At 71.9% G+C, this 21,265-nt stretch carries 20 protein-coding genes; 8 read left to right on the forward strand and 12 right to left on the reverse strand.

Features of this window, described 5'->3' with window-relative positions; genetic code table 11:
- Positions 1-219 precede the first annotated feature (219 nt).
- The 3 genes from ACRX5S_RS21765 to ACRX5S_RS21775 all read right to left on the reverse strand — a co-directional run bounded on the left by ACRX5S_RS21765 (position 220) and on the right by ACRX5S_RS21775 (position 2,393).
- Positions 220-408 (reverse strand): DUF397 domain-containing protein, encoded by a 189-nt coding sequence (locus ACRX5S_RS21765; RefSeq protein WP_436774698.1) that lies wholly within the window; start codon positions 406-408, stop codon positions 220-222.
- Entirely contained in the window at positions 405-1,229 is an 825-nt protein-coding gene (locus tag ACRX5S_RS21770) for a helix-turn-helix domain-containing protein (protein WP_436774699.1), read from the reverse strand. The genes ACRX5S_RS21765 and ACRX5S_RS21770 overlap by 4 nt, the downstream gene beginning before the upstream one ends.
- A gap of 315 nt (positions 1,230-1,544) precedes the next feature.
- Complete coding sequence (locus tag ACRX5S_RS21775) at positions 1,545-2,393, reverse strand: hypothetical protein (RefSeq protein ID WP_436774700.1); 849 nt, start codon at positions 2,391-2,393, stop codon at positions 1,545-1,547.
- 99 nt (positions 2,394-2,492) lie between these two features.
- Between ACRX5S_RS21775 and ACRX5S_RS21780 the strand changes: the two genes are divergently transcribed.
- Positions 2,493-3,272 carry an alpha/beta fold hydrolase gene (locus ACRX5S_RS21780; protein ID WP_436774701.1) on the forward strand — a complete coding sequence of 260 codons (780 nt, stop codon included), beginning with the start codon at positions 2,493-2,495 and terminating at the stop codon, positions 3,270-3,272.
- Positions 3,273-3,325: 53 nt separating this feature from the next.
- Here the strand turns inward: ACRX5S_RS21780 and ACRX5S_RS21785 are convergent, their stop codons facing one another.
- From ACRX5S_RS21785 to ACRX5S_RS21795, 3 genes are read right to left on the reverse strand one after another with little or no spacing between them, the layout of a single operon-like run.
- Positions 3,326-4,006, reverse strand: a complete 681-nt coding sequence (locus tag ACRX5S_RS21785) for a LutC/YkgG family protein (protein WP_436774702.1) — start codon at positions 4,004-4,006, stop codon at positions 3,326-3,328.
- Positions 4,003-5,451 (reverse strand): LutB/LldF family L-lactate oxidation iron-sulfur protein, encoded by a 1,449-nt coding sequence (locus ACRX5S_RS21790; RefSeq protein WP_436774703.1) that lies wholly within the window; start codon positions 5,449-5,451, stop codon positions 4,003-4,005. The genes ACRX5S_RS21785 and ACRX5S_RS21790 overlap by 4 nt, the downstream gene beginning before the upstream one ends.
- Entirely contained in the window at positions 5,448-6,188 is a 741-nt protein-coding gene (locus ACRX5S_RS21795; RefSeq protein ID WP_436774704.1) for a (Fe-S)-binding protein, read from the reverse strand. The genes ACRX5S_RS21790 and ACRX5S_RS21795 overlap by 4 nt, the downstream gene beginning before the upstream one ends.
- A gap of 130 nt (positions 6,189-6,318) precedes the next feature.
- Between ACRX5S_RS21795 and ACRX5S_RS21800 the strand changes: the two genes are divergently transcribed.
- The gene (locus ACRX5S_RS21800; RefSeq protein ID WP_436774705.1) at positions 6,319-7,047 is read left to right on the forward strand and encodes a FadR/GntR family transcriptional regulator; all 729 of its coding nucleotides are present in this window, start codon (positions 6,319-6,321) and stop codon (positions 7,045-7,047) included.
- A 10-nt stretch (positions 7,048-7,057) separates the two neighbouring features.
- On the opposite strand, the gene ACRX5S_RS21805 is transcribed toward ACRX5S_RS21800, so the two are convergent.
- Positions 7,058-8,707, reverse strand: coding sequence for an AMP-binding protein (locus ACRX5S_RS21805; protein ID WP_436774706.1), 1,650 nt, complete (start codon positions 8,705-8,707; stop codon positions 7,058-7,060).
- A gap of 202 nt (positions 8,708-8,909) precedes the next feature.
- Here ACRX5S_RS21805 and ACRX5S_RS21810 point away from each other — a divergent pair, with 202 nt between their 5' ends.
- Complete coding sequence (locus ACRX5S_RS21810) at positions 8,910-9,494, forward strand: helix-turn-helix transcriptional regulator (RefSeq protein ID WP_436774707.1); 585 nt, start codon at positions 8,910-8,912, stop codon at positions 9,492-9,494.
- A gap of 19 nt (positions 9,495-9,513) precedes the next feature.
- Here the strand turns inward: ACRX5S_RS21810 and ACRX5S_RS21815 are convergent, their stop codons facing one another.
- Positions 9,514-11,052, reverse strand: a complete 1,539-nt coding sequence (locus tag ACRX5S_RS21815; RefSeq protein WP_436774708.1) for an MFS transporter — start codon at positions 11,050-11,052, stop codon at positions 9,514-9,516.
- 242 nt (positions 11,053-11,294) lie between these two features.
- Here ACRX5S_RS21815 and ACRX5S_RS21820 point away from each other — a divergent pair, with 242 nt between their 5' ends.
- Positions 11,295-12,203, forward strand: a complete 909-nt coding sequence (locus ACRX5S_RS21820; protein ID WP_436774709.1) for an RNA polymerase sigma-70 factor — start codon at positions 11,295-11,297, stop codon at positions 12,201-12,203.
- 90 nt (positions 12,204-12,293) lie between these two features.
- Here ACRX5S_RS21820 and ACRX5S_RS21825 read toward each other — a convergent pair whose 3' ends face one another.
- Positions 12,294-12,767 carry a MarR family winged helix-turn-helix transcriptional regulator gene (locus tag ACRX5S_RS21825; protein ID WP_436774710.1) on the reverse strand — a complete coding sequence of 158 codons (474 nt, stop codon included), beginning with the start codon at positions 12,765-12,767 and terminating at the stop codon, positions 12,294-12,296.
- Between the two features lie 30 nt (positions 12,768-12,797).
- Here ACRX5S_RS21825 and ACRX5S_RS21830 point away from each other — a divergent pair, with 30 nt between their 5' ends.
- Complete coding sequence (locus ACRX5S_RS21830) at positions 12,798-13,901, forward strand: GNAT family N-acetyltransferase (protein ID WP_436774711.1); 1,104 nt, start codon at positions 12,798-12,800, stop codon at positions 13,899-13,901.
- A gap of 78 nt (positions 13,902-13,979) precedes the next feature.
- Here ACRX5S_RS21830 and ACRX5S_RS21835 read toward each other — a convergent pair whose 3' ends face one another.
- The gene (locus ACRX5S_RS21835) at positions 13,980-15,254 is read right to left on the reverse strand and encodes a hypothetical protein (protein ID WP_436774712.1); all 1,275 of its coding nucleotides are present in this window, start codon (positions 15,252-15,254) and stop codon (positions 13,980-13,982) included.
- A gap of 156 nt (positions 15,255-15,410) precedes the next feature.
- On the opposite strand from ACRX5S_RS21835, the gene cmk reads away from it, so the two are divergent.
- Genes cmk through der form a run of 3 tightly spaced genes read left to right on the forward strand, consistent with a single transcriptional unit; the run spans position 15,411 to position 18,426 of the window.
- Complete coding sequence (gene cmk / locus ACRX5S_RS21840) at positions 15,411-16,178, forward strand: (d)CMP kinase (RefSeq protein WP_436774713.1); 768 nt, start codon at positions 15,411-15,413, stop codon at positions 16,176-16,178.
- Between the two features lie 5 nt (positions 16,179-16,183).
- Positions 16,184-16,915 carry a lysophospholipid acyltransferase family protein gene (locus ACRX5S_RS21845; protein ID WP_436774944.1) on the forward strand — a complete coding sequence of 244 codons (732 nt, stop codon included), beginning with the start codon at positions 16,184-16,186 and terminating at the stop codon, positions 16,913-16,915.
- A 29-nt stretch (positions 16,916-16,944) separates the two neighbouring features.
- The gene (gene der, locus ACRX5S_RS21850; RefSeq protein ID WP_436774714.1) at positions 16,945-18,426 is read left to right on the forward strand and encodes a ribosome biogenesis GTPase Der; all 1,482 of its coding nucleotides are present in this window, start codon (positions 16,945-16,947) and stop codon (positions 18,424-18,426) included.
- Positions 18,427-18,505: 79 nt separating this feature from the next.
- Here the strand turns inward: der and ACRX5S_RS21855 are convergent, their stop codons facing one another.
- Positions 18,506-19,255: a hypothetical protein gene (locus ACRX5S_RS21855; protein WP_436774715.1), complete on the reverse strand. Its 750-nt coding sequence runs from the start codon at positions 19,253-19,255 to the stop codon at positions 18,506-18,508.
- Between the two features lie 136 nt (positions 19,256-19,391).
- Entirely contained in the window at positions 19,392-20,741 is a 1,350-nt protein-coding gene (gene bioA / locus ACRX5S_RS21860; RefSeq protein ID WP_436774716.1) for an adenosylmethionine--8-amino-7-oxononanoate transaminase, read from the reverse strand.
- Between the last annotated feature and the right edge of the window lie 524 nt (positions 20,742-21,265).

The following is a 21,265-nucleotide window of genomic DNA, read 5'->3' on the forward strand; positions in this document are numbered from 1 at the left end:
GGCCCGGGGTCAGGCGCGACCGGTCAGGCGTGTCCGGTCAGAAAGAGCGGGGTTCGGAGTCCCTGTGCGGGGTTGTTGAGTGCGCCGACGACGGCCGTCCGGCCCGTCCAGCGGTCCACGCCGACCGACCACGGCGAGTAGCTCTTGCCGTCAGGCAGGTTCGTCGGAATGCCGAGGAAGTAGGCGTAGTCGCCCAGCCGTGTACAACTGGCTGATCGATCAAGTCCGGAGGGCGGTGAGGAAGGTGGACCAGGCGGTCGGGCGCAGGTGGAGGTGGCCGCGTTCGATCGCTTTGCTGTCGCGCACCGCGCAGAAGTCGGGTGCGGGGGCGGCCACTTCCACGCACTCGCCGTAATCGTTGTTGCTGCTGTAGCTGGACTTGCGCCATATGACGTCGTTCGGGCTCACAGTTTCTCCAGCAGGTCGCGTAGGTACTCGGCGGAACGACGCGGGGAGAGTGCGTTACCGCGCATGCGATCGAAGCGACACTCCATGTCAATGACCGCTTGGTCGTCGGTGACGATACTTCCTTCGCTCATCGCTTCGCAGTACACGACCTCACCGCGTCCCGGTACCGACATGAGCACGATCGGACCACCCATGCAAGCGTGCAGGCCGCAGTCGAACGGCAGAACCTGGATGGTGATGTGCGGCAGCTCGCCCATGGCGAGCAAATGCCCCAGTTGCTCGCTGGCAACCTCTCGCGGCAGGAAGCACAGCCGAGTCAATGCGGCCTCGTCGATCACCGCCCAGGTCTGTGGCGGATTTGCCTTGGTCAGGACCTTCTGCCGCGCGAGGCGGTGCGCGACCTGCTCGTCGACCTCGTGCGGCAGCTTGCCGACCTGCCGGAACAACTCGCGGATGTATCCCTCCGTCTGAAGCATTCCCGGGATCGTCTGCGTCTCGAATGTTCGGATCCGGGTCGCGAGTTCCCGTGCCTGGAGGTGTCCCTCCCACCACAACGGCTTGCCCGCCGAGGCCTTCCGCGCCGCCCGGTAGATGCTGACCAGCGAGCCGTCCGCCGCCACCGCCAAGTCGTACGCCTGGACCGTGTCCAGCATCGGCTTGCGTGCGACTGTCTCGATCGACCCCACATGGCTCTCTGAGGAGTGCGCCTCCGACGCGAGCTGTGCTTGCGACCAACCCTTCGCCTTACGGCGTTTCCGCACCTCACTCGCCAGCAGGTGCCACAGCGAGGCGTCCGGGTCGATCTCCTTCTCGGCGGTCATGAGCAGGCCACCTCCGGGTTGTCCAAGCGCGGTTCTCGGCCATTCCCCAACGTACCCGTCGGGATGTTCTCTGGGTGACGAATCGACTACCCAGGAGGACCGCAAGTGGACGACGGAGACGAGTCGTTGCCGCCACGTAGCCGCATGACGTTGCGCACGTACCGCCGTTCGGCTGACGGACGCGAGACCGAGCGCAGCACACCGCGCGAAGTCATCGGCTATCGCGACTGCCTGCCCTCGGTTGCGATGTCGGGGGCTTGGCCCGTGTGTATGTGCCCGCGGTGCCGCGAGAACGAGTGACCGTTGATCACGCGGCTATTCGCCGCAGCCGCAGCCGTCGCATCCGTCGCCGCATCCGTCGGAACTGTCGTCCCGGTCGGGGGCCTTGGGGCGTTTGGGGTGGATGAGGGCTACGGGCTTGGGTCTGGTGCAGCTGAGGGTTACTGCGGCGCGGACGTCCTCGTCGTCCAGCGGGTTGAGGGTGGCGTCAACCAGGGCTCGGCAGTGGGTGTCCAGGTTCGGGGTCTGTACTCGGTGCTTTCCGATCACGGACTTGGCGAGATCGCGGGCGACCGTGACGGCGAGACCTACCGCGAACACGCTCACGGCCAGGGCGGTCAGCCCCTTGGTGATGCTGTCCACGGAGTCTGCGGCGATCAGCAGTGCCGCGGCGATGGCGGCTACGGCCGAGACCACCCTTGCGACGCGGGCGCCGCGCTCTTCGAGGGCGCGGAGGGCCCGCTGGGTTTCGAGCGCCTGTTCCGCCTCCGTGGGGGGAGGGATGGAGGCGTGGCAGTCGTACAAGCGCGCGTTGCCTTGTTGCTGTGCTTGGCGGACGTGCCGGAGTATGGCCTTCCCCACCGCGTCGGCGTCGTTGTCGTCCGCTCCTGCGGCCGGCGTCACCACTCCGTATCGGGAGATGTGCAGCAGCCCCTGGCTGATCAGGACCCGTGCCCCGGCGTTCACCACGCGGGACCCGCCGTAGTTCCCGCGCGGCCAGCCCGCTGCCTGGTACACCGTCATATCGGCGGCCATTGCACGCTGTTCAATCTCCGGTACACGCCGTATGAGCGCCTTCGCGCGCAGGCGCAGCACGCCTGAGTTGACGAGGATCGCCACAAACCCTGTCGCGAGGACCGCCATCCCCCACGAAGACGAGTCCATCCCGCTCTCGCCCCGCCTCCCCACTCCGGAACCGGACATCCGCAGCCAATCACGGTCCCTCCAGGAATAGCCACGGCCTTTCCCCGGCTGGATCCTGACGTGCCCTTTGCGAAGACGTCCGACGGCCTGGCCGTCCACTACGAGGTCCACGGTCGAGGCCGCCCCCTCGTCCTGATCAGCGGCCAGTCGAACACGCTGCACTGGTGGGACCGGGTGCGCGGGGACTTCGAGTCGCGCTTCACCACGATCGTGTTGGACCACCTCGGCACCGGTGAGAGCGACAAGCCCGACGCGGACGTCTACAGCACTCCCCGCTTCGCCGCGGATGTCGTGTCCGTGCTCGATGACCTGGGCATTGACCGCGCCCACGTGTACGGCACGTCCATGGGCGGCCGCATCGCGCAGTGGATCGCCGTTCGGCACCCCGAGCGCGTCGACCGGCTCGTGCTGGGCTGCACCTCGCCGGGCGGTCGGCACGGCGTCGAACGCGGCGCCGACGTACGCAAGGCCCTCGCCGACCCCGACCCGGCCGCTGTCCGCCGCGCGCTGCTGGACCTCATGTACACGCCGAAGTGGCGCGTACGCGTGCCCGGCCCCTACTACACGCTGGGCGACCGCCACATGCCCGCGTACGCCCGTCGGCGCCACCTGCGCGCGAGTGCCCGGCATGACAGTTGGGACGTGTTGCCGTCCATCACCGCACCCACACTCGTGCTGCACGGGACCGACGACCTGTTCAATCCCACGGCCAACGCGCCGCTTCTCGCCGAACGCATCCCGGACGCTCGCCTGCACCTGATCCCCGGCGCCCGGCACGGCTACTTCGAGGAGTTCCGGGACGTCGCGTCGCCGCTGGTCGCCGACTTCCTGGAGGGCTGATCCGGACGACGGCGGGCGATTGTGGGTGTCCCGCGGTTGACCGGCGTCTGACGTCAGGTCAGCGCGGGGCGCACCAGCAGGACTTCGAGGGTGCGCGGGCCGTGCACCCCTTCCACGCGGTTGAGTTCGATGTCGCTGGTGGCGGACGGGCCGCTGATCCAGGTCAGCGGGCGCCGGGGGTCGAGGCGGGGGAGGGCCTGGGGGACGGAGGCGACGACGTCCTCGGCCCGTACGACGCACAGGTGGTAGTCGGGGACAAGGGTGAGCGCGCGGCGTCCCTGCCCGGCGCCCGCGTCCAGGACGATCGTGCCGGTCTCCGCGATCGCCACCGCGCAGGCGGTGACCGTACCGTCCGCGGCGGAGAGTTGATCCGTCGTCAGCGGCGGCGTGTCACCGAGGAGTTCGATGCCGAGGAGTTCGATGCCGGACGCGGTGCCGGTCCACTCGGCCGGGGTGCCGGGCGGGAGCACCACGCGCTCGCAGCCCCGCCGGGCCAGGGCCGACGCGACGGCCGCCGGGAGTTCGTCCGGGGTGATCTCGTGGACGATGGCCCGGTAGTCGCGCAGGTTTTCGGCGAGGAGCGGGAGGACCGCGTCGGGGGAGACGTGTGCCTCGCGGTACGCGGCCTCCGGCGGGAGCACGGCGGGCGGCGGGACGGCCTCGGTGCGCTGGTCGGCGGGCACGTCGGCCAGGGCCGTGCGGATGCGGGCCAGGATGGCGTCGCGGGAACTCATCGGTCACCCCTGGGAGTTGCCGGGCCGCGGCGTTCGGCGGCCCACCAGTCGCGGAAGGACTGGGCGGGCGGTTCGGGCAGGTCGCGTGTGTCGGTCCAGGCCGCGCCGGGGCCGGGGAGGCGGCGGGGGACGAGGCGGCGCGTCCGTCCGGCCGCGCGCTGCACGCGGGCGAGGCGCGCGGGGTCGGCGAAGATCCACCCGGCGGCCTTCATCGCGGCGCGCTCGGCGCGGTGGCCGCCGCCCTCGGCGACCTGTTCGCGCAGGTGCACCAGGACCTCGGGGATGTCGATGGCGACCGGGCAGACCTCGTAGCAGGCCCCGCACAGGGTCGAGGCGTACGGCAGTGAGGCGTCCAACTCATTGGCGGTGCCGCGCAGTTGCGGGGTGAGGATGGCGCCGATCGGGCCGGGGTAGACGGAGCCGTACGCGTGGCCGCCCGCTCGCTCGTACACCGGGCAGACATTGAGGCAGGCCGAGCAGCGGATGCAGCGCAGCGTCTGGCGTCCGACCTCGTCGGCGAGGACGCGGGTGCGGCCGTTGTCGAGCAGGACGAGATGGAAGTCCTGCGGGCCGTCGCCGGGCGTCACACCGGTCCAGGTGGAGGTGTACGGGTTCATCCGCTCGCCCGTCGAGGAGCGCGGCAGGAGTTGCAGGAAGACCTCCAGGTCGCGCCACGTCGGGACGACCTTCTCGATGCCGACGACGGAGATCAGCGTCTCGGGGAGCGTGAGGCACATGCGTCCGTTGCCCTCGGACTCGACCACGACCAGCGTGCCGGTCTCGGCGACCATGAAGTTCGCGCCGGAGACGGCGACCTTGGCGGTCAGGAACCGTTCGCGCAGGTGCCGCCGGGCGGCCTCGGCGAGGACGCGCGGCTCGTCGGTGAGGTCGGCCGGGGCCGGTTCGCCCCATGCGGCCATCTCGCGCAGGAAGATCTCGCGGATCTCGCTGCGGTTGCGGTGGATCGCGGGAACGAGGATGTGGGACGGGCGGTCGTCGCCGAGCTGCACGATGAGTTCGGCGAGATCGGTCTCGTACGCCCGGATCCCGGCGGCCTCCAGGGCCTCGTTGAGCCCGATCTCCTGGGTGGCCATCGACTTGACCTTGACCACGTCGCGTTCGCCGGTGGCCTTGACCAGGTCGGTGACGATGTGGTTCGCCTCGGCGGCGTCGGCGGCCCAGTGCACGTGGCCGCCCGCGGCGGTGACGGCCTCCTCGACCTGGAGGAGGTAGCGGTCGAGGTTGCGCAGGGTGTGGTCCTTGACCGCCTTGCCCGCCGCGCGCAGTTCGGGCCAGTCGTCCAACTCCCCGACGACGGCGGCCCGTTTGCCGCGGATCGTGTGCGTCGCCTTGCGCAGGTTGTGGCGCAGCTGCGCGTTGCCGACCGCGTCGCGCGCGGCGCTCGGGAACGCGGGCAGGCCCAGGAAAGTACTGCCGCCGCTCATGCCGGGAACTCCTCGGTAGAGGCCAGGATTTCGGCGAGGTGCAGGGTGCGTACGCCCGCGCGCTGGCGGTCGAGCGTCCCGCCCAGGTGCATGAGGCAGGAGTTGTCGGCGGCGCACAGCACCTCGGCGCCGGTGCCCACGGCGTGGCGTACCTTGTCGGCGCCCATGGCGGCGGACACGTCGGGGTTCTTCACCGCGAACGTGCCGCCGAAGCCGCAGCACTCGTCGGCGCCGGGCAGATCGAGCAGTTCGAGGCCGCGGACGTTCCGCAGCAGCGTGGTCGGGCGGTCGCCGAGCTTCATCAGCCGCAGCGAGTGGCATGTCGGGTGGTACGTCACCTTATGCGGGAAGTACGCGCCGACGTCCGTCACCTTCAGTACGTCGACCAGGAACTCGCTGAGGTCGTACACCTTGGGTACGACGGCGGCGACGGCGTCCGCGAGGGTGGGGTCGGAGGCGCGGGCGGCGGCCCTGGGGTGGTTGTCGCGGACCATCGCGCCGCAGGAGCCGGACGGGGTGACGACCGCGTCGTAGCCCTCGAACGTGTCTGCGAAGCGGCGGACCAGGGGCTCGATCTGCTTGCCGTACCCGGTGTTCCAGTGCATCTGGCCGCAGCAGGACTGCCCGGCGGGGAAGTCGACCTCGCAGCCGAGGCGTTCCAGCAGGCGGACGACGGCCTGTCCGGTCCGCGGATAGAGCGTGTCGTTGACACACGTGATGAACAGCGCGACGCGCACCGGTCGACCTCCTCACGGACGAACGAATGAATGGTCAGACCATACATTGGTCCGTCCCCGTGTGGCCATGCCATCCTGTGATCCGACCGATCGGACCGACCGATGCCCTCTGTCCGCAGGAGACCGCGACGTGAGCACCACCCCGACCGAGGGCCCCGACTGGCGGCCGGTCCGCCGCGTACGCGCGCACGAAGAAGTCCTCGCCCGGATCGAGGAGCAGATCGCCGCCGGGCGGCTGAAGGCGGGCGACCGCCTGCCCGGGGAACGGCAGCTCGCCGAATCGCTCAACGTCAGCCGGGCGTCCGTGCGCGAGGCGCTGCGGGTCCTGGAGGCGATGGGCGTGCTGGTCTCCACCACCGGGCGCGGCCCGGACGCCGGCGCCGTCCTGACCGGCCGCCCCGCCGACGCGCTCGCCGACGTCCTACGCCTGCACGTCGGCCTCGCGCACTTCTCGCTGCACGACATCGTCGAGACGCGCCGCATCGTCGAGTCCTGGGCCGCGCGCTCGGCGGCCACGCGCGCGGAGCCGGCGGACCTGGACCGCCTGCGCGACGCGGTCTCCCGCATGACCGGCCCCGACCTGACCCCCGACCGGTTCAACCAGGCCGACGCCGACTTCCACCTCGCCCTCGCCGAGGCATCGGGCAATCACGTCGTGGCGACCCTCATGCACGGCCTGCGCGACGCCGTCGGGCGGCACGCCGTCGAGGCGGTCGAACGCCTCGGCTGGCCGGACGCGGCCGTCGCCCTGCGCGAGGACCACCGCCGCATCCTCAAGGCCATCGAGACGGGACGCCCGGACGCCGCCGCGAAGGCCGTCCACGAGCACTTGCGGCGGTCCTACCCCGACGATCTGTGAGCAGTTCTGCTCAGTCCGCCAGCAGATGCGAACGATCGTGCTCCGCAAAGGACTTGCCCAGCGCCGCGCGGTCGTCCTCGGTCATCGGCCGGTACGCCGCGGCCCGCTCCGGACGCCACCACACCGCGTCGTCCGTCCGCCAACCCTCGCGCCGCAGTCCGTTCTTGTCCGTCTTGCTGGTCGCGGTCACCGGCATCTCGTCCAGGATCCGCACGAACCGCGGAGGCATCTTCGTGCCCAGGTCGGTCTGCGCGGCCAGGAACTCCGCGAAGGCGTCCGGCTCGAAGGCCGCGTCGGGGGCCAGTACCGCGGCGGCCATGACGAGGTCGCCGACCGCCGGGTCGGGGGTGGCGTACACCGCGACGGCGCTGAACGCGTTGTGCCGGGCGAGGATGTTCTCGATGGTGTGCACGGCGAGGTTCTCGCTGTCCACGCGCAGCCAGTCGTTGCCTCGTCCGGCGAAGTAGAGGTAGTCGTCGGCGTCCCGGTAGAAGAGGTCGCCGGTCCAGAACGTGCCCTGCCTGAGCCGGGCCTCGGTGGCCTCCGGATTGCGCCAGTAGCCCTGGAAGTTGCGGCTCGGGGTGGTGCTGACGAGTTCGCCGATCGCGTCGGCGCCGTTGAGCAGGCGTCCCGCCTCGTCGAACTCGGCGCGTGCACACTCGCGTTCGGTCTCCGGATCGAGAACGGCCAGGCCCGGTACGGCGGGTCCGATGGCCCGGTCGGGGGTGCCCGGCGCCCACTGGAACGACACTCCGCCCTCCGAACTCCCGTACCCCTCGCGGAGCGGGCAGCCGAACCGCGCCTCGAAGCGCGCCCGGTCCACCGCGCCCGCCTCCGTTCCGTACGCGGCCACCAGCGGGTTCGCGGCGTCGGCCGGGTGTGGCGGAGTGGCGAGGATGTACGAGATGGCGCGGCCGACGTACGTGAAGTACGTTGCGCCGTACCGCCGTACGTCCGCCAGGAAGCCCGACGCGGAGAACTTCCGGCGCAGCGCGGTCGCCGCGCGGGCGTGCAGCGCGGGCGCCCAGTTGGCGATGACCGCGTTGCCGTGGAAGAGCGGCATCGGGATGTAGCAGACCGACTCCGACGACAGCGCGAACTGCCGTGCCATACCGGCTCCGGACGCCGCGATCCGGCCCTGCGTGCTGGGAACCGCCTTGGGAGCGCCGGTCGATCCCGAGGTGAACGTGATCATGAACCGGGTTTCCCCGGTCACCGAGCCGTCGTCGGGCGGCAGCGGCGCGCCGCGCTGCCCGGCGAGGAGGGCCGCGTAGTCGGCGGTGTCGACGTCGAGCACGGGTATGTCGGCGAGTTCGGACAGGCCGTCCAGCAGCCCCGCGTGCATGCGGTTTGTGATGACGACGGCGCACTCCGCGTGCCGGATGTCGCGGGCGAGATCGGCGCCGCGGCGCGTGGAGTTGATGCCCACGACGGTCGCCCCGGCGAGGGCCGCGGCCTGCATCCACAGCACGTACTCGGGCTCGTTGTCGAGCAGCAGCCCGATGTGCGGCTCGCCCTCGCGGTGCAGCCCGGTCCACAGTGCGGCGCGCTCCGCCGCGCCCGCGGCGAGCTCGTGGTGGGTCAGCACGCGGTCCTCGAAGTACAGTCCGGGGCGGTCGTCCCCCCACTGCCCGCGGACCAGGTGGGCGACGGTCGTCATGGGCGACGCCTTTCTGTGTTTCTCTGCTCTTGTGCGACGGCTCTTGCTCTTGTGCGACGGCTCTCGTGCGACGGCTCTTCTGCGACGGTCGCCTCGAAGGCCCGGGAACTTCCCTCTGGGAAGTTCGGCCATCGTGTCCGGGAGCGCCCGCGAAGTAAAGGTGTGTCGTGAAGGTCACTGTCCTGGCCCGTACGCTGGCCCCGTGCCTCCCGCCGAATGGTTGCCGACCACCACCTACACGATCCTCGGACTGCTGTCGTACGAGCGCGAACTGTCCGGCTTCGAGGTCAAGCGCTGGGCCGACACCAGCCTGCGCTTCTTCTACTGGAGCCCCGCCACCAGCCAGGTCTACCGCGAGCTGGAGCGCCTGGAGGCCGCCGGGCTGGTCAGCTCGCGCGTCGTCCCCGGCCGGACGGCACGCAGCAAGCGCGTCTACCGGATCACCCCGGAGGGCCGTACCGAACTCACCCGCTGGATCGAGGAGGCGCCGGTCGAGCCGACGCTGATCCGCGACTCCGTCGTCCTGCGGATCTGGCTCGGCCACATGGCCGACCCCGAGCGGCTGCGCGAACTCCTGGAGGAGCACCGCGCGCGCCTCCAGGCGCTCATCCCCGAGGTGCGCAAACTCGGCGAACTCGCCGCCGTGCACTCCACCTGGGCCTTCCCCGAACTCGTGTCGCAGTGGGGCGAACTCCAGTACGAGGCCGAACTGCGCGGCATCGACCTCCTCCTCGCCGGGATCGACCGGGCCCACCCTCGCACGGCGGGCCCGGACACCGAGAACTGACAGGCTTCTTGACGCAACGTCAGGTACGCGCCGCCAACGACTCCCGGCCCCCGGCAGCGGACGCACGGGCGTCCTCGACACCGTCCTTCGTGCGACCGTCACCGGCCACCGGACGCGGCGTGTTCATCAGCACCGCCACCACCAGTGCGCCGCACACGATGAGCCCCGCGGCCCACGCTCCCGCGGTCTGGAAGCCCTCCAGCGCGGCCCGCCTCACGAGGTCCGGGCTCGGACCCGGCGCGGCATGGGACGCCACGTAGTCCGCGCTCGCGCTCGCGGCGATCGTGTTGAGCAGCGCCGTGCCGAGCGAACTGCCGATCTGCTGCGCGGTGTTGACCCCGGCCGAGGCGACGCCCGCGTCGTCGTCGGCCACACCGTGGGTCGCGTAGTTGTACGTCACCGGCATGACCAGCCCGGCTCCGAAGCCCCCGAGAAGCCCCGCGATGAGCACGCCGCTCGCGTACGAGGTGTCGGTGTCGATGGTGAGCATCCACAGCATGCCGGAGGAGAGGATGACCATGCCCGGCACCACCAGCGTCCGCGGCGGAACCTTGGGCAGCAGCCGCGTGGTGATCGCGCCCGCCGACAGGAGGACGGCCACGGTCATCGGCAGGAATGCCACGCCGGTCTTGATCGGCGAGTAGCCCTTCACGGCCTGCAAGTAGTACGTCATGAACAGGAACGTCCCGAACATGCCGATCATGGTCAGCCCCGCTGCCAGATAGGCACCGCCGCGCGTGCGGTCGGCGACGATGCGCGGCGGCAGCAGCGGCTGCGGTGCCCGGCTCTCGACGTACCCGAACGCGGCCAGCAGCACGGCGCCGCCGGCCAGCAGGCCGATGACGCTCGCCGAGGCCCAGCCGTCGGCCTCCGCACGCGTCGTGCCGTACACGATCGCGACGAGGCCGCCGGTGACCAGCAGTACGCCGGGGACGTCGAAGCGGGCCCGGTCCCCGCGCCGCGACTCGCTCAGCAGGGCGGATCCGCCGACGGCGGCAACCAGGGCGATCGGGACGCTGACGTACAGGCACCAGCGCCAGTCCACGTACTCGGTCAGCGCGCCGCCCGCGAGCAGGCCGAGCGCGCCCGCGGCGGCGGTGATGCCGCCCCAGACCCCGAACGCCTTCGCCCGCTCCTTCGGCTCGGTGAACGTCACGGCCAGCAGCGAGAGCGCGGACGGCCCGAGCAGCGCGGCGAACCCGCCTTGCAGCGCGCGGGCGACCAGCAGCGTCTCGAAGTCACCGGCCGCGCCGCCGAGGGCCGAGGCGCCGGCGAAGCCGACCAGGCCGATCAGGAACGTGCGCTTGCGTCCGGTGTGGTCGGCGATCCGCCCGCCGAGCAGCAGCAGGCTGCCGAAGGCGAGGGTGTACGCGGTGATCACCCACTGCCGGTCGCCGTCGGAAATGCCGAGGTCCTGTTGCAGGGTCGGCAGGGCGATGTTCACGACCGTGCCGTCCAGGACGATCATGAGCTGGGCCAGCGCGATGAAGATCAGCGCGGACCAGCGGCGCGGATCGGCCGCCTCCGGCGGCGCGTCGGTGGCTTTGGTGGTTTCCAAGACCTGGTCCTCACTCGTCGTGGTGCGCGCCGCGCGGAACGGCCGGGCGGCGTACGGACGACCACAAGACGGTGACCACGACGGCCCCGTAACAGGCGGGGGAGTGTGAGCGAGGCCATGAACGGCGTCTGTTACGAATCGATTGTCGTCGGCGTCGTATGCGCGACATGCGGCCGCGCGACACGCGGCACACACGCACGAACAGGCACCGGCACACGCACGGCGGCCAGGCGGGAGCGGACATGAGCGGGCACGGAGAACCGACGGCGGAGGTCGACGCCGCCACGCGAGCCTTCGTCCGCCACCGATCCCTGTTGTTCACCGTCGCCTACGAGATGCTCGGTTCGGCCGCCGACGCCGAGGACGTCCTCCAGGAGACCTGGCTGCGCTGGGTCCGCGTCGACGTGGCCGCGGTCCGCGACCAGCGCGCGTTCCTGGTGCGGATCGCCACGCGGCAGGCACTCGACCGGCTCCGCGCGCTGAGCCGCCGTCGGGAGTCGTACGTCGGCCCCTGGCTCCCCGAACCGCTGCTGACCACGCCCGACGTCGCGGAGAACGTCGAACTCGCGGAAAGCGTCTCGATGGCCATGCTCCTGGTGCTGGAGACGCTGGCGCCGACCGAGCGCGCGGTGTTCGTATTGCGCGAGGTCTTCGAGCTGGACTACGACGAGATCGCCGAGGCCGTCGGCAAGAGCCCCGCCGCGGTCCGCCAGATCGCCTATCGGGCGCGCTCCCACGTCGCCGCGCGTCGCCCGCGGGCGGCGGTGTCCGCCGCCGACACGCGTGCGGCCCTCGCGGCCTTCCAACAGGCCGTCGAGTCCGGCGACTTGCAGCACCTCGTGGACATTCTCGCGCCGGACGTCGTCTACCTCGGCGACGGCGGCGGAGCCAAGCAGGCCACCATGGAGCCCGTCTTCGGCGCGGAGAACGTGGCCCGTCTGCTCACCTTCGGCCTGAGCACCTTCGCCGCCGACATGGCCGTCGAGCCGGTCGAGATCAACGGCCACCCGGCCCTACGCGTCCGCCGCGACGGCAAGGTCAACGGCATCATCGCCATGCACGTCGAAAACGGCCTGATCACCGGCGTGTACGGCGTCCGCAACCCAGAGAAGCTGTCCCGAGTGGAACACGAAACCCCCCTGACCCGCTGAGGCCGCTCCCGCCGCCAAACCGCCTGCCGTCCGTTCCGGAGGTGTCCCGGCCCGCGGCGGGTGCGGCACGGGTGCCGTCCGGCCCGCGATTCACAGGTGCCCTTCCAGCTTCCGGGCGACGTCCTCCAGGGCGGCGAGATCCTCGGGAGTGAGCCGGTCGACGAAGTGGCGCCGTACTGATGCGACGTGGGCCGGCGCGGCGCTCGTCAGCGTGTCCATGCCGTGTTCGGTGAGAACCAGGAGACAGCCTCTGCCGTCGGCCGGGTCGGGTGCCCGCCGTAGGAGGCCGCGGGATTCCATCCGGGTGGCGTGTCGTGAGAGGCGACTGCGTGACCAGCCCATCTTGGCGGCTTGCTCGCGCAGGGTGCTCGTGTGGCCGGGCCTCTCCGAGAGCGTGCTGAGGACCTCGTAGTCGGGCTCGGAGAGTCCGACGTCCGCCAGGTCGCGCGCCGTGCCTGCGTGGATGGCGACGACCATGCGGCGGAAGGCCCGCCATGCGCGCTCCTCGTCCGGGGTCAGCCATTTCGGGGGCGTGGCCGCCGAAGCATTCGCATTCGTTGACATGTAAACAACATACTGGCTAGCTTCGTTTCCATGTCAACGAAACCCTTGCGTGTCCTTGTCGTGGTTTGCAGCAGTCGCCCCGGTGCCTTGGGGCCGGCGGTGGGCGAGTGGATCATCGAGGCGATCACACCCCGTGCGGCGCAACTCGGGGTCGAACTCGTGCCTGTGGCGCTCGGCGACCTCGGTCTGCCGTTCCTCGACGAGCCGGAGCACCCGTCGTCGGGGATCTACCGGCACGCGCACACCCGGCGGTGGAGCGGGATCGTCGACGCCGCGGACGGGTTCGTCGTCGCGATGCCCGAATACAACTACGGGATGCCCGCCTCCCTGAAGAACGCGCTGGACTACCTCAGCCGTGAGTGGGCGTGGAAGCCGATCGGCTTTGTCAGCTACGGCAACACCTCGGCGGGTACGCGGGCCGTCCAGCATGCCAAGCAGGTGACGACCACGTTGCGGCTCGTGCCATTGGGCGCCACGGTCGCGATCCGTATTGGTGACGCGACGGACGACGGGAGGGTTCGCCCCGACACGGTCCTCGCGGGAGCGGCTGTCGGCGTCCTGGACGAACTCGTCCGGGTCGCACACGCCCTGCGGCCTATGCGCGAGCGAATGCACACCGGTGCGAAACCCGGTCCCATACCGGGGTCGTATGTGCGGCGCCTGACCCCGGAAGACGCTCCGGAAGTCACCGTCGTCCAGCGGTGCTGTTGGGTTGACGAGGCCCTCGCCAACGACACTCTGGCCGTACCCGCCCTGCACGAGTCACCGGAGCAGGTGCGCGACTGGCTTGAGATCTGGGACACCCTGGGCCTGTGGCTGGACGGTCGTCTCCTGGGCCTGGTGCGGACCCGCCGAAGCGGAGGCGACTGGCACGTGGGGCGGCTCGGCGTCGTACCCGACCTGCGGGGCCGGGGCGTGGGGCGCTGGCTGCTGCGCACGGCTGAAGCCGACGCCGATCCGCGGTGCACTCGCATCGTGCTGTCCACCGGAGTAGGTAGCCGCCGCAACCTCGCCCTGTACCAAAGCGAGGGCTACCGACGCACACCGGCCACCGCCGACGACGGGACGACAAGCCTCGTCAAGAACCTTGAGCCCATGGCGGCCCCGCCCGTCAGCCAACACCGAAGCCGCTGACCCCGGCCCCGGCCCCGGCCCCGGCCCCGGCCCCGGCCCCGATCCCGACCCCGGCCCCGACCCGGACCCCGACCCTCGTCAGACCGTCGCCGCCTCCGCTGTACGAGGCAGCTCCGCCAGCGTGCCCGCGAATTCGGGGAGCAGGCGCAGGGCCACCAGCCAGGCGTCGGCGTCGGAGCCGAGGTGCCGCGCGGTCAGCTCGCGAAGCTGCTCGCCTTCCAGCCCGGCGTTCACAGCGGGTTCGTCCTCGCCGGTCGGCAGGTGCATGCCGAGGCGCAGGGCGTCGTACGCATGCGGTGCAGCCGGCAGCCCGCCGTTGTCGGCCAGCAGTCCGAACTCCCGCGCCCGCAGCACCGCCGCGTGGGTCGAACCCGCCCCCTGCGTGGCCAGGGCTTTCAGCGCCGCGGCGCGGACCCTGCGCAAATGGGCGCGTCCGCGGCCGACCGCGGGGGAGCGCGCCGCACCTATCGCCAGCTCGGCGGGGCAGCCGGGTTGGTCCGCCAGGACGATGCGCACGTTCACCGACCAGCGGCGGGCGGCGTGTTCGTCGGTGAGGAGGTCCCAGTCGAGTGGTTCGTGCGGCGCGAGCAGGATCACGCGCGCCGCCTCCGCGGCGCCTCCCGAGTACTCGTCTATCGCCCGGAGCGCGCTCGCCACGTTCCGCGTGCCGGACAGCTCGGCCGACAACGCCCGCAGGGCACCGAGGGCGTGGTCGTCCGCGAGGCAGACGGCGAGTGCGGTTCGCAGGTCGACGGACGCGGAATCCACGCCCGTCCAGGCGTCCGGGGACAGTCCCTCGAAGGCCGCCCGCGCGGTCGGTCGGCCGTGGTCACGCCAGAGCCTGAGGCACGCCGCGACCAACACGGTCGGCGACCGGGCCACGGTCATGCGCAGGCCGGAGAGGGCGTACGCGACCGCGAGGGGGTCGGCGGATTCCGCCAACGCGTAGAGGTGGCGGAGCTCGACGGCAGATGCGGGGGAGACGTACGCATCAACGGCAACACCCGCCTGATCCGCGAACCGGGCGACCGCGAGCAGCACGGAACGTGTGGCCCGAGGGTGTTCCAGGACCGCGGTCGCCACCTCGCGTTCGGCCGGGTCGTCCGCTTCCTTCGCGGAGGCAGGCCGTGCGCCCACAAGGCGAACGAGCAGGTCGGGCGGCACCGTCGGATTGCGGGCGGCCGCCAGGCGCACGCGTACGGCTTCGTGCCCCGCCGCGCGGGTGACGACGTCCGGGGCCGGTGGCGCGGGGCCGCCGAGGAGGGCGTCCAGGAGTGGCGGGTCGGCCCGGGAGAGGACGGCGTCGATGACCGGGGCGGGCGCGAGGGCCAGGAACGTCGAGGACGGGTTCATGAAGGTTTCTTAGCGGTTGGTGGGGACGTGGTGCGGTGAAAGTGGGGGAACGGCGACGGCGGGGGCGAGCGGGGTGGGTGGATCGGGGATGATCGGGCGCCGCCGTTCCCGGTACCCTCGGGGGTGACATCCCCAGGAATTGAAGGGTCATCGACCGTGGATACACGTACGCCGCTCGCGACGATCGTGGTCGCGGTCGACGGTCCGTCCGGCTCGGGCAAGTCCAGCGTGTCGCGCGAGGTCGCGCGGCGGCTCGGGCTGCGCTACCTCGACACCGGCGCGATGTACCGGGCGATGACCTGGTGGATGCTGCACAACGGCGTCGAGGTCGGGGACGCGGCCGCGGTGGCCGCCGCGGCCGACAAGCCGGACGTGGTCTCGGGCACCGATCCGTCCGGGCCGACCGTCACGGTGGACGGGGTGGACGTCGCGGTGCCGATCCGCGGGCCCGAGGTGACCGGTTCGGTGAGCGCTGTCAGCGCGGTCCCGGAGGTTCGCGCGCGGCTGGTCGCGATGCAGCGCGCGGTGATCGGCTCCGGCGGCATCGTGGTCGAGGGCCGCGACATCGGCACGGTGGTCGCGCCGGACGCGGCGCTCAAGGTCTATCTGACGGCGTCCGAGGCGGCTCGGGCCGCGCGGCGCAACGCGGAGAGCGACGACCCGGCGACGGACGTCGGTGCCACGCAGGCCGACCTCGCCCGCCGCGACGCGCTCGATTCCGGCCGGGCCACCGCCCCGCTGACGATGGCCGCCGACGGCGTTCTCGTCGACACGACCGAGATGGACCGCGACGAGGTCGTCGACCATCTGCTGGCGCTTGTGGCCGGGGTCGCCGAGATCGGGAGCGTCGGCGGTGCCGCCGCGTCCGTGGCCGCCCGGTCCGAGGCCGCCGCGCCCCGGACCGCCGGAGAAGCCCTGCGGTGAGCCTCCTGCCCAAGCAGAGCGGGAGCGGCCGGCCGCGCTGGCCCGTCCCCACCGACATCACCAAGCCGCCGCTGTCCGCGGCCGCGCACCGCATCGGCATCCCACTGCTGCGGTCCTTCTGGCGCGTCCGCTCGCTCGGCACCCACCACGTGCCGCTCGGCGGCCCGGTGATCCTGGCCGGCAACCACACCAACTTCGCCGACGGCCCGCTGCTGTACGCGTTCTGCCCGCGCCCCGTGCACTTCTGGGTCAAGCAGGAGATGTTCACCGGCGTGCTGGACCCGGTGCTGCGCGGCATCGGGCACATCCCGGTCAACCGCGGCAGCGCGGACCGCGGCATGATCATGGACTCGCTCGCCGTGCTGCGCGCCGGGAACTGCCTGGGCGTGTTCCCCGAGGGCACGCGCGGCTCGGGCGACTTCTCCGAGGTGCACAACGGGCTCGCGTACCTCGCCATGCGCTCGGGCGCGCCGATCGTGCCGGTCGCGTGCCTGGGCACGGGCGAACGCGGCGCGTCCATCGGGGCCCTGCCCGCCTTCCGCGCGAAGATCGACGTCGTGTACGGCAAGCCCTTCCTCCCCGCCGCCGACACCGGCACGCGGACGCGCAGCGCCGTCACGGACGCGTCGCGCCGCATCGTCGAGCGACTGACCGCACACTTGCACGAGGCCGAGCGTCTGACCGGACGGTCCGCGGCACCCGCCGCCGAGCGTCCCGCCGCCGACGCGCGCGCCTGAGAACACCACCGATCACGAGGACGCCACCCATGCAGCACGACGCCGGATCCGGCGCATCCGCCGACGAGTTCTCCGGGGGCATCGACCCCGAGGCGTGGGAGGCCGAGTTCGACCCGGACGAGTGGGTCGACGCGGGCGGCGACCTCCTCGGCGGCGGCGAGGAGGAGGCCGAGGCGCACGCCAACATGCCGGTGCTCGCCGTCGTCGGCCGCCCGAACGTGGGCAAGTCCACGCTCGTCAACCGCATCATCGGCCGCCGCCAGGCGGTGGTCGAGGACACCCCCGGGGTCACCCGCGACCGGGTGAAGTACGACGCCGACTGGAACGGTCGCCGCTTCACCGTGGTCGACACCGGCGGCTGGGAGAAGGACGTCGCGGGCATCGACCTGTCCGTCGCACTCCAGGCCGAGTACGCCATCGACAACGCCGACGCCATCCTCTTCGTCGTGGACGCCACGGTCGGCGCCACCGACACCGACGAGGCCGTCGTCAAGCTGCTGCGCCGCGCCGGCAAGCCGGTCGTCCTCGCCGCCAACAAGGTCGACAACCTGGCCCTGGAGGCCGACGCCGCGTCGTTGTGGTCGCTCGGCCTCGGCATGCCGTACCCCGTCTCCGCCGTGCACGGCCGCGGCAGCGGCGACCTGCTGGACGCCGTCCTGGAGGCGCTGCCCGAGGCCCCCGCGCAGCGCTTCGGCGCCGGCCCCGGCGGTCCGCGCCGCGTCGCCCTGCTCGGCCGTCCCAACGTCGGCAAGTCCTCGATGCTCAACAAGCTCGCGGGCGAGGCGCGCGTGGTCGTCGACCCGATCGCCGGGACGACCCGGGACCCGGTCGACGAGATGATCGAACTGGGCGGCAAGACCTGGAAGTTCGTGGACACCGCGGGCATCCGGCGGCGCGTGCACCTGACCCAGGGCGCGGACTTCTACGCCTCGCTGCGCACGACGGCCGCGCTGGAGAAGGCCGAGGTCGCGGTCATCCTGATCGACGCGAGCGAACGCCTCGCCGAGCAGGACACCCGCATCATCTCGCTCGCGATCGACTCGGGCCGCGCGATCGTCATCGCGTACAACAAGTGGGACCTGCTGGACGAGGAGCGCCGCTACTACCTCGAACGCGAGATCGAGCAGGACCTCGTGCAGGTCCAGTGGGCGCCCCGCGTCAACGTCTCCGCGAAGACCGGCCGCCACATGGAGAAGCTGGTCCCGGCGATCGAAACGGCCCTGGAGAGCTGGGAGAAGCGCATCCCGACCGGGCGCCTGAACGCTTTTCTCGGCCAGATCGTCGCGGCGCACCCGCACCCGGTGCGCGGCGGCAAGCAGCCCCGCATCCTGTTCGGCACCCAGGCCGGCACCAAGCCGCCCCGGTTCGTGCTGTTCACCTCGGGGTTCCTGGAGGCCGGCTACCGCCGCTTCGTCGAGCGGCGCCTGCGCGAGGAGTTCGGGTTCCCGGGCACGCCGATCGAGATCCGCATGAAGGTCCGCGAGAAGCGCTCGCGCAAGCCGGGCAAGTGACCGCGCGCCGAGGCCCGGAACCCCACGCGGGGTTCCGGGCCTCGGTGTTGCCGTGGTGCGTGTGGAGCACGTGGTGCGCCTACAGCGGCATGTGCTGCACCGTCTGGTACCCGGCGACGGGCATGAGCGCGAGCCCGGACGGCTGCCGGTTCGCCATGGGCGCGGGGCGGCTGGACTGGCCGTACGACTCGTAGGCACCCTGCGCGTGCATCGGCGGCGGGGTGTTCATCGAGGAGCCGGGCACCGCCGACGCGGACTGGGCGGACGAGCCGCTGCCGTGCGCGGAGTCGGGCCCGGAGTTGTGGACGGCGTGGTGCCCGGTGTCGGGTCCGCTGTTGAGCCCGGTGCTGTGCGCGGTGACCGCGAAGCCGGCCGAACTCCCGTACGGCGGCGGGTAACCCGGTCCCTGCCCCAGCCCGTGGTTCGACCCCTGGTTCAACCCCTGGTTCAGCCCCTGGTTCAGTCCCCGGCCCGGCCCCGACCCCTGTTCGGCGCGGAACGCCGGGACGGGCAGCGACGACGGCACCACCGGGTAGCTCCCCGACGAGAACCCCTGCACCGCGGCCTGCATCCCCGTGTGCACGCCGGAGTGCTGCGTCCCGGGCTGCATACCGGACTGCATGCCCGCCTGCGCTCCGGAGTGCTGCATCGCGGACTGCATGCCGGAGCCCGTCGGGAACCCCTCCCCGTAGCGGTCGCCGGGCACCGCCCGGAACATCCGCTGCCACTCCTCGAACAGCCGGTCGAAGATCGGGGTGGGAGAACCCGGGGCCGGGAACTCGTTCTGGCCGGCCGTACCGGGGAGCGGGGAGTCGTCGAAGGTGAACACGTAAACTCCAACGACCCAGCGCCCGTTGCGATGCGGGCAAACCACCCCACAAACCTGAGAAACCATCAGGTTTCCCACGGGCGCCGCGGATCCGGCCGACCACCGGGCGCCTCGCGCGCACCGGTCCCGGCCCGGTTCACGGCCGGTGCACGTTCTCCACCACGTCGACCATGGCCGCGGTGACCAGCGCCAAGTCGTCGGCGGTCATGACGTACGGCGGCATCACGTACACGAGCTTGCCGAACGGGCGTACCCACACGCCCCGTTCGACGAACGCGGGCTGCACGCGCGCCATGTCGACCGGCGTCCGCAGCTCGATGACGCCGATGCCGCCGAGCACGCGGACGTCGGCCACCTCCGGGAGCCCGCGCGCGGGTTCGAGGCCGGTGCGCAGCCCGGTCTCCAGCGCGGCGATCCGGTCCTGCCACGGCCCCGCGGTGAGCAGGTCGATGCTCGCCACCGCGACGGCCGCCGCGAGGGGGTTGGCCATGTACGTCGGCCCGTGCATGAACGCGCCGTGCGCGCGGCTGATCGCCTCGGCCACCTCGTCCGTGCACAGGGTCGCGGCCATGGTGAGGTAGCCGCCGGTCATGGCCTTGCCGACGCACATGATGTCGGGGGAGATCCCGGCGTGCCCGCACGCGAACATCGCGCCGGTGCGGCCGAACCCGGTGGCGATCTCGTCCGCGATCAGCAGCACGTCGTGCTCGTCGCACAGTTCGCGTACGCGCGCGAGGTAGGCGGGCGAATGGAACCGCATACCGCCCGCGCCCTGCACGATCGGTTCGAGGACGACCGCCGCGACCTCGTCCCGGTGTGCCGCCAGCAGGTCGGCGAGTTCGGCGGTGTCGGTGTCCGCGAGCGGGCGGGCGAACCCGGCGGGCGGGATCGGCGCGAACAGATGCTCGGGCAGCGCGCCGGACCACAGGCTGTGCATGCCCCCTTCGGGGTCGCAGACGGCCATCGCGCCGAACGTGTCGCCGTGGTAGCCGCCGCGTACCGTCACCATCCGCGTGCGGCTGTCGCGCCCGCGGGCGCGCTGGTATTGCAGGGCCATCTTCAGCGCGACCTCGACCGACACCGAGCCGGAGTCGGCGAGGAAGACGCGTTGCAGCGGCTCGGGCGTCAGGTCGACCAGGCGGCGGGCGAGTTCGACGGCCGGGGGGTGCGTGAGGCCGCCGAACATGACGTGCGCCATGGCGTCCAACTGGCGGCGCGCGGCGGTGTTGAGGGCGGGGTGGTTGTAGCCGTGGATGGCGGACCACCAGGAGGCCATGCCGTCGACCAACTCGCGCCCGTCGGCCAGCCGCAGGCGCACACCCTCGGCGGACACCACGGGGAAGAGCGGGGCGTCGCCCAGGGCGCTCGCGTACGGGTGCCAGATGTGCCTGCGGTCGTACGCCACCAACTCGTCCGCGTCGACCCACCGGGACGCCGCGCCCGGGTCGGAGATGCCTGCGGACGCGGGAAGTTGATCGCCGTTCATCGCACGGACGCTAGCAGCCGCCCGCGACCGCCAGTACGACCGCCGTCACACGCTGGTGAACCGGGGTGCCGCGCACGGGCAGTGGAGGGGCGGTGGGCGGTGGGGTGGTGGGGTGGTGGGGGCGGGGCTGGGGAGTGGGGACGGCTCGTGCGGCGAGGGGAAAGGTCCACCGGCTCCCGGCACCACGCCTCGCGGCGTTGCGGCCGCAAGAGGGCCTTCGAGGCGGGGTGGGCGATTGCGGCTGAGTGCGAGGTTCGGGCGCGCCTTGCCTGGGAGGGCCGTCAAGGCTCGGCGGAGGGTCTGCGAGGCGGGGTGGGCGATGGCGGCCGAACGCGAGGTTCGGGCGCGCCTTGCCTGGGAGGGCCGTCAAGGCTCGGCGGCACGGGGCCGGGAACCGGGAAACCTTCCTGGCCGCAGCACCGAGGCGCGCGCGGCGGGGCCGTGGGTCGCCGGGGAACCGCCGGTGGCCGGGGTGCGGCCCGTGCGCCCGGGAACGGCGGGGGGGGGGGGGGGGGGGGGGGGGG

It is taken from the genome of Yinghuangia sp. YIM S09857 (genome assembly GCF_051388915.1).
Lineage (GTDB): Bacteria > Actinomycetota > Actinomycetes > Streptomycetales > Streptomycetaceae > Yinghuangia.

Bases quoted from the DNA above. Each gene is read 5' to 3' on its own strand.
- ACRX5S_RS21770 (WP_436774699.1), bottom strand. From the start codon at position 1,229: ATGACCGCCGAGAAGGAGATCGACCCGGACGCCTCGCTGTGGCACCTG.
- der (WP_436774714.1), top strand. From the start codon at position 16,945: ATGCAGCACGACGCCGGATCCGGCGCATCCGCCGACGAGTTCTCCGGG.
- ACRX5S_RS21805 (WP_436774706.1), bottom strand. From the start codon at position 8,707: ATGACGACCGTCGCCCACCTGGTCCGCGGGCAGTGGGGGGACGACCGC.
- ACRX5S_RS21775 (WP_436774700.1), bottom strand. From the start codon at position 2,393: ATGGACTCGTCTTCGTGGGGGATGGCGGTCCTCGCGACAGGGTTTGTG.
- ACRX5S_RS21820 (WP_436774709.1), top strand. From the start codon at position 11,295: ATGAGCGGGCACGGAGAACCGACGGCGGAGGTCGACGCCGCCACGCGA.
- ACRX5S_RS21835 (WP_436774712.1), bottom strand. From the start codon at position 15,254: ATGAACCCGTCCTCGACGTTCCTGGCCCTCGCGCCCGCCCCGGTCATC.
- ACRX5S_RS21825 (WP_436774710.1), bottom strand. From the start codon at position 12,767: ATGTCAACGAATGCGAATGCTTCGGCGGCCACGCCCCCGAAATGGCTG.
- ACRX5S_RS21785 (WP_436774702.1), bottom strand. From the start codon at position 4,006: ATGAGTTCCCGCGACGCCATCCTGGCCCGCATCCGCACGGCCCTGGCC.
- ACRX5S_RS21830 (WP_436774711.1), top strand. From the start codon at position 12,798: ATGTCAACGAAACCCTTGCGTGTCCTTGTCGTGGTTTGCAGCAGTCGC.
- ACRX5S_RS21790 (WP_436774703.1), bottom strand. From the start codon at position 5,451: ATGAGCGGCGGCAGTACTTTCCTGGGCCTGCCCGCGTTCCCGAGCGCC.
- bioA (WP_436774716.1), bottom strand. From the start codon at position 20,741: ATGAACGGCGATCAACTTCCCGCGTCCGCAGGCATCTCCGACCCGGGC.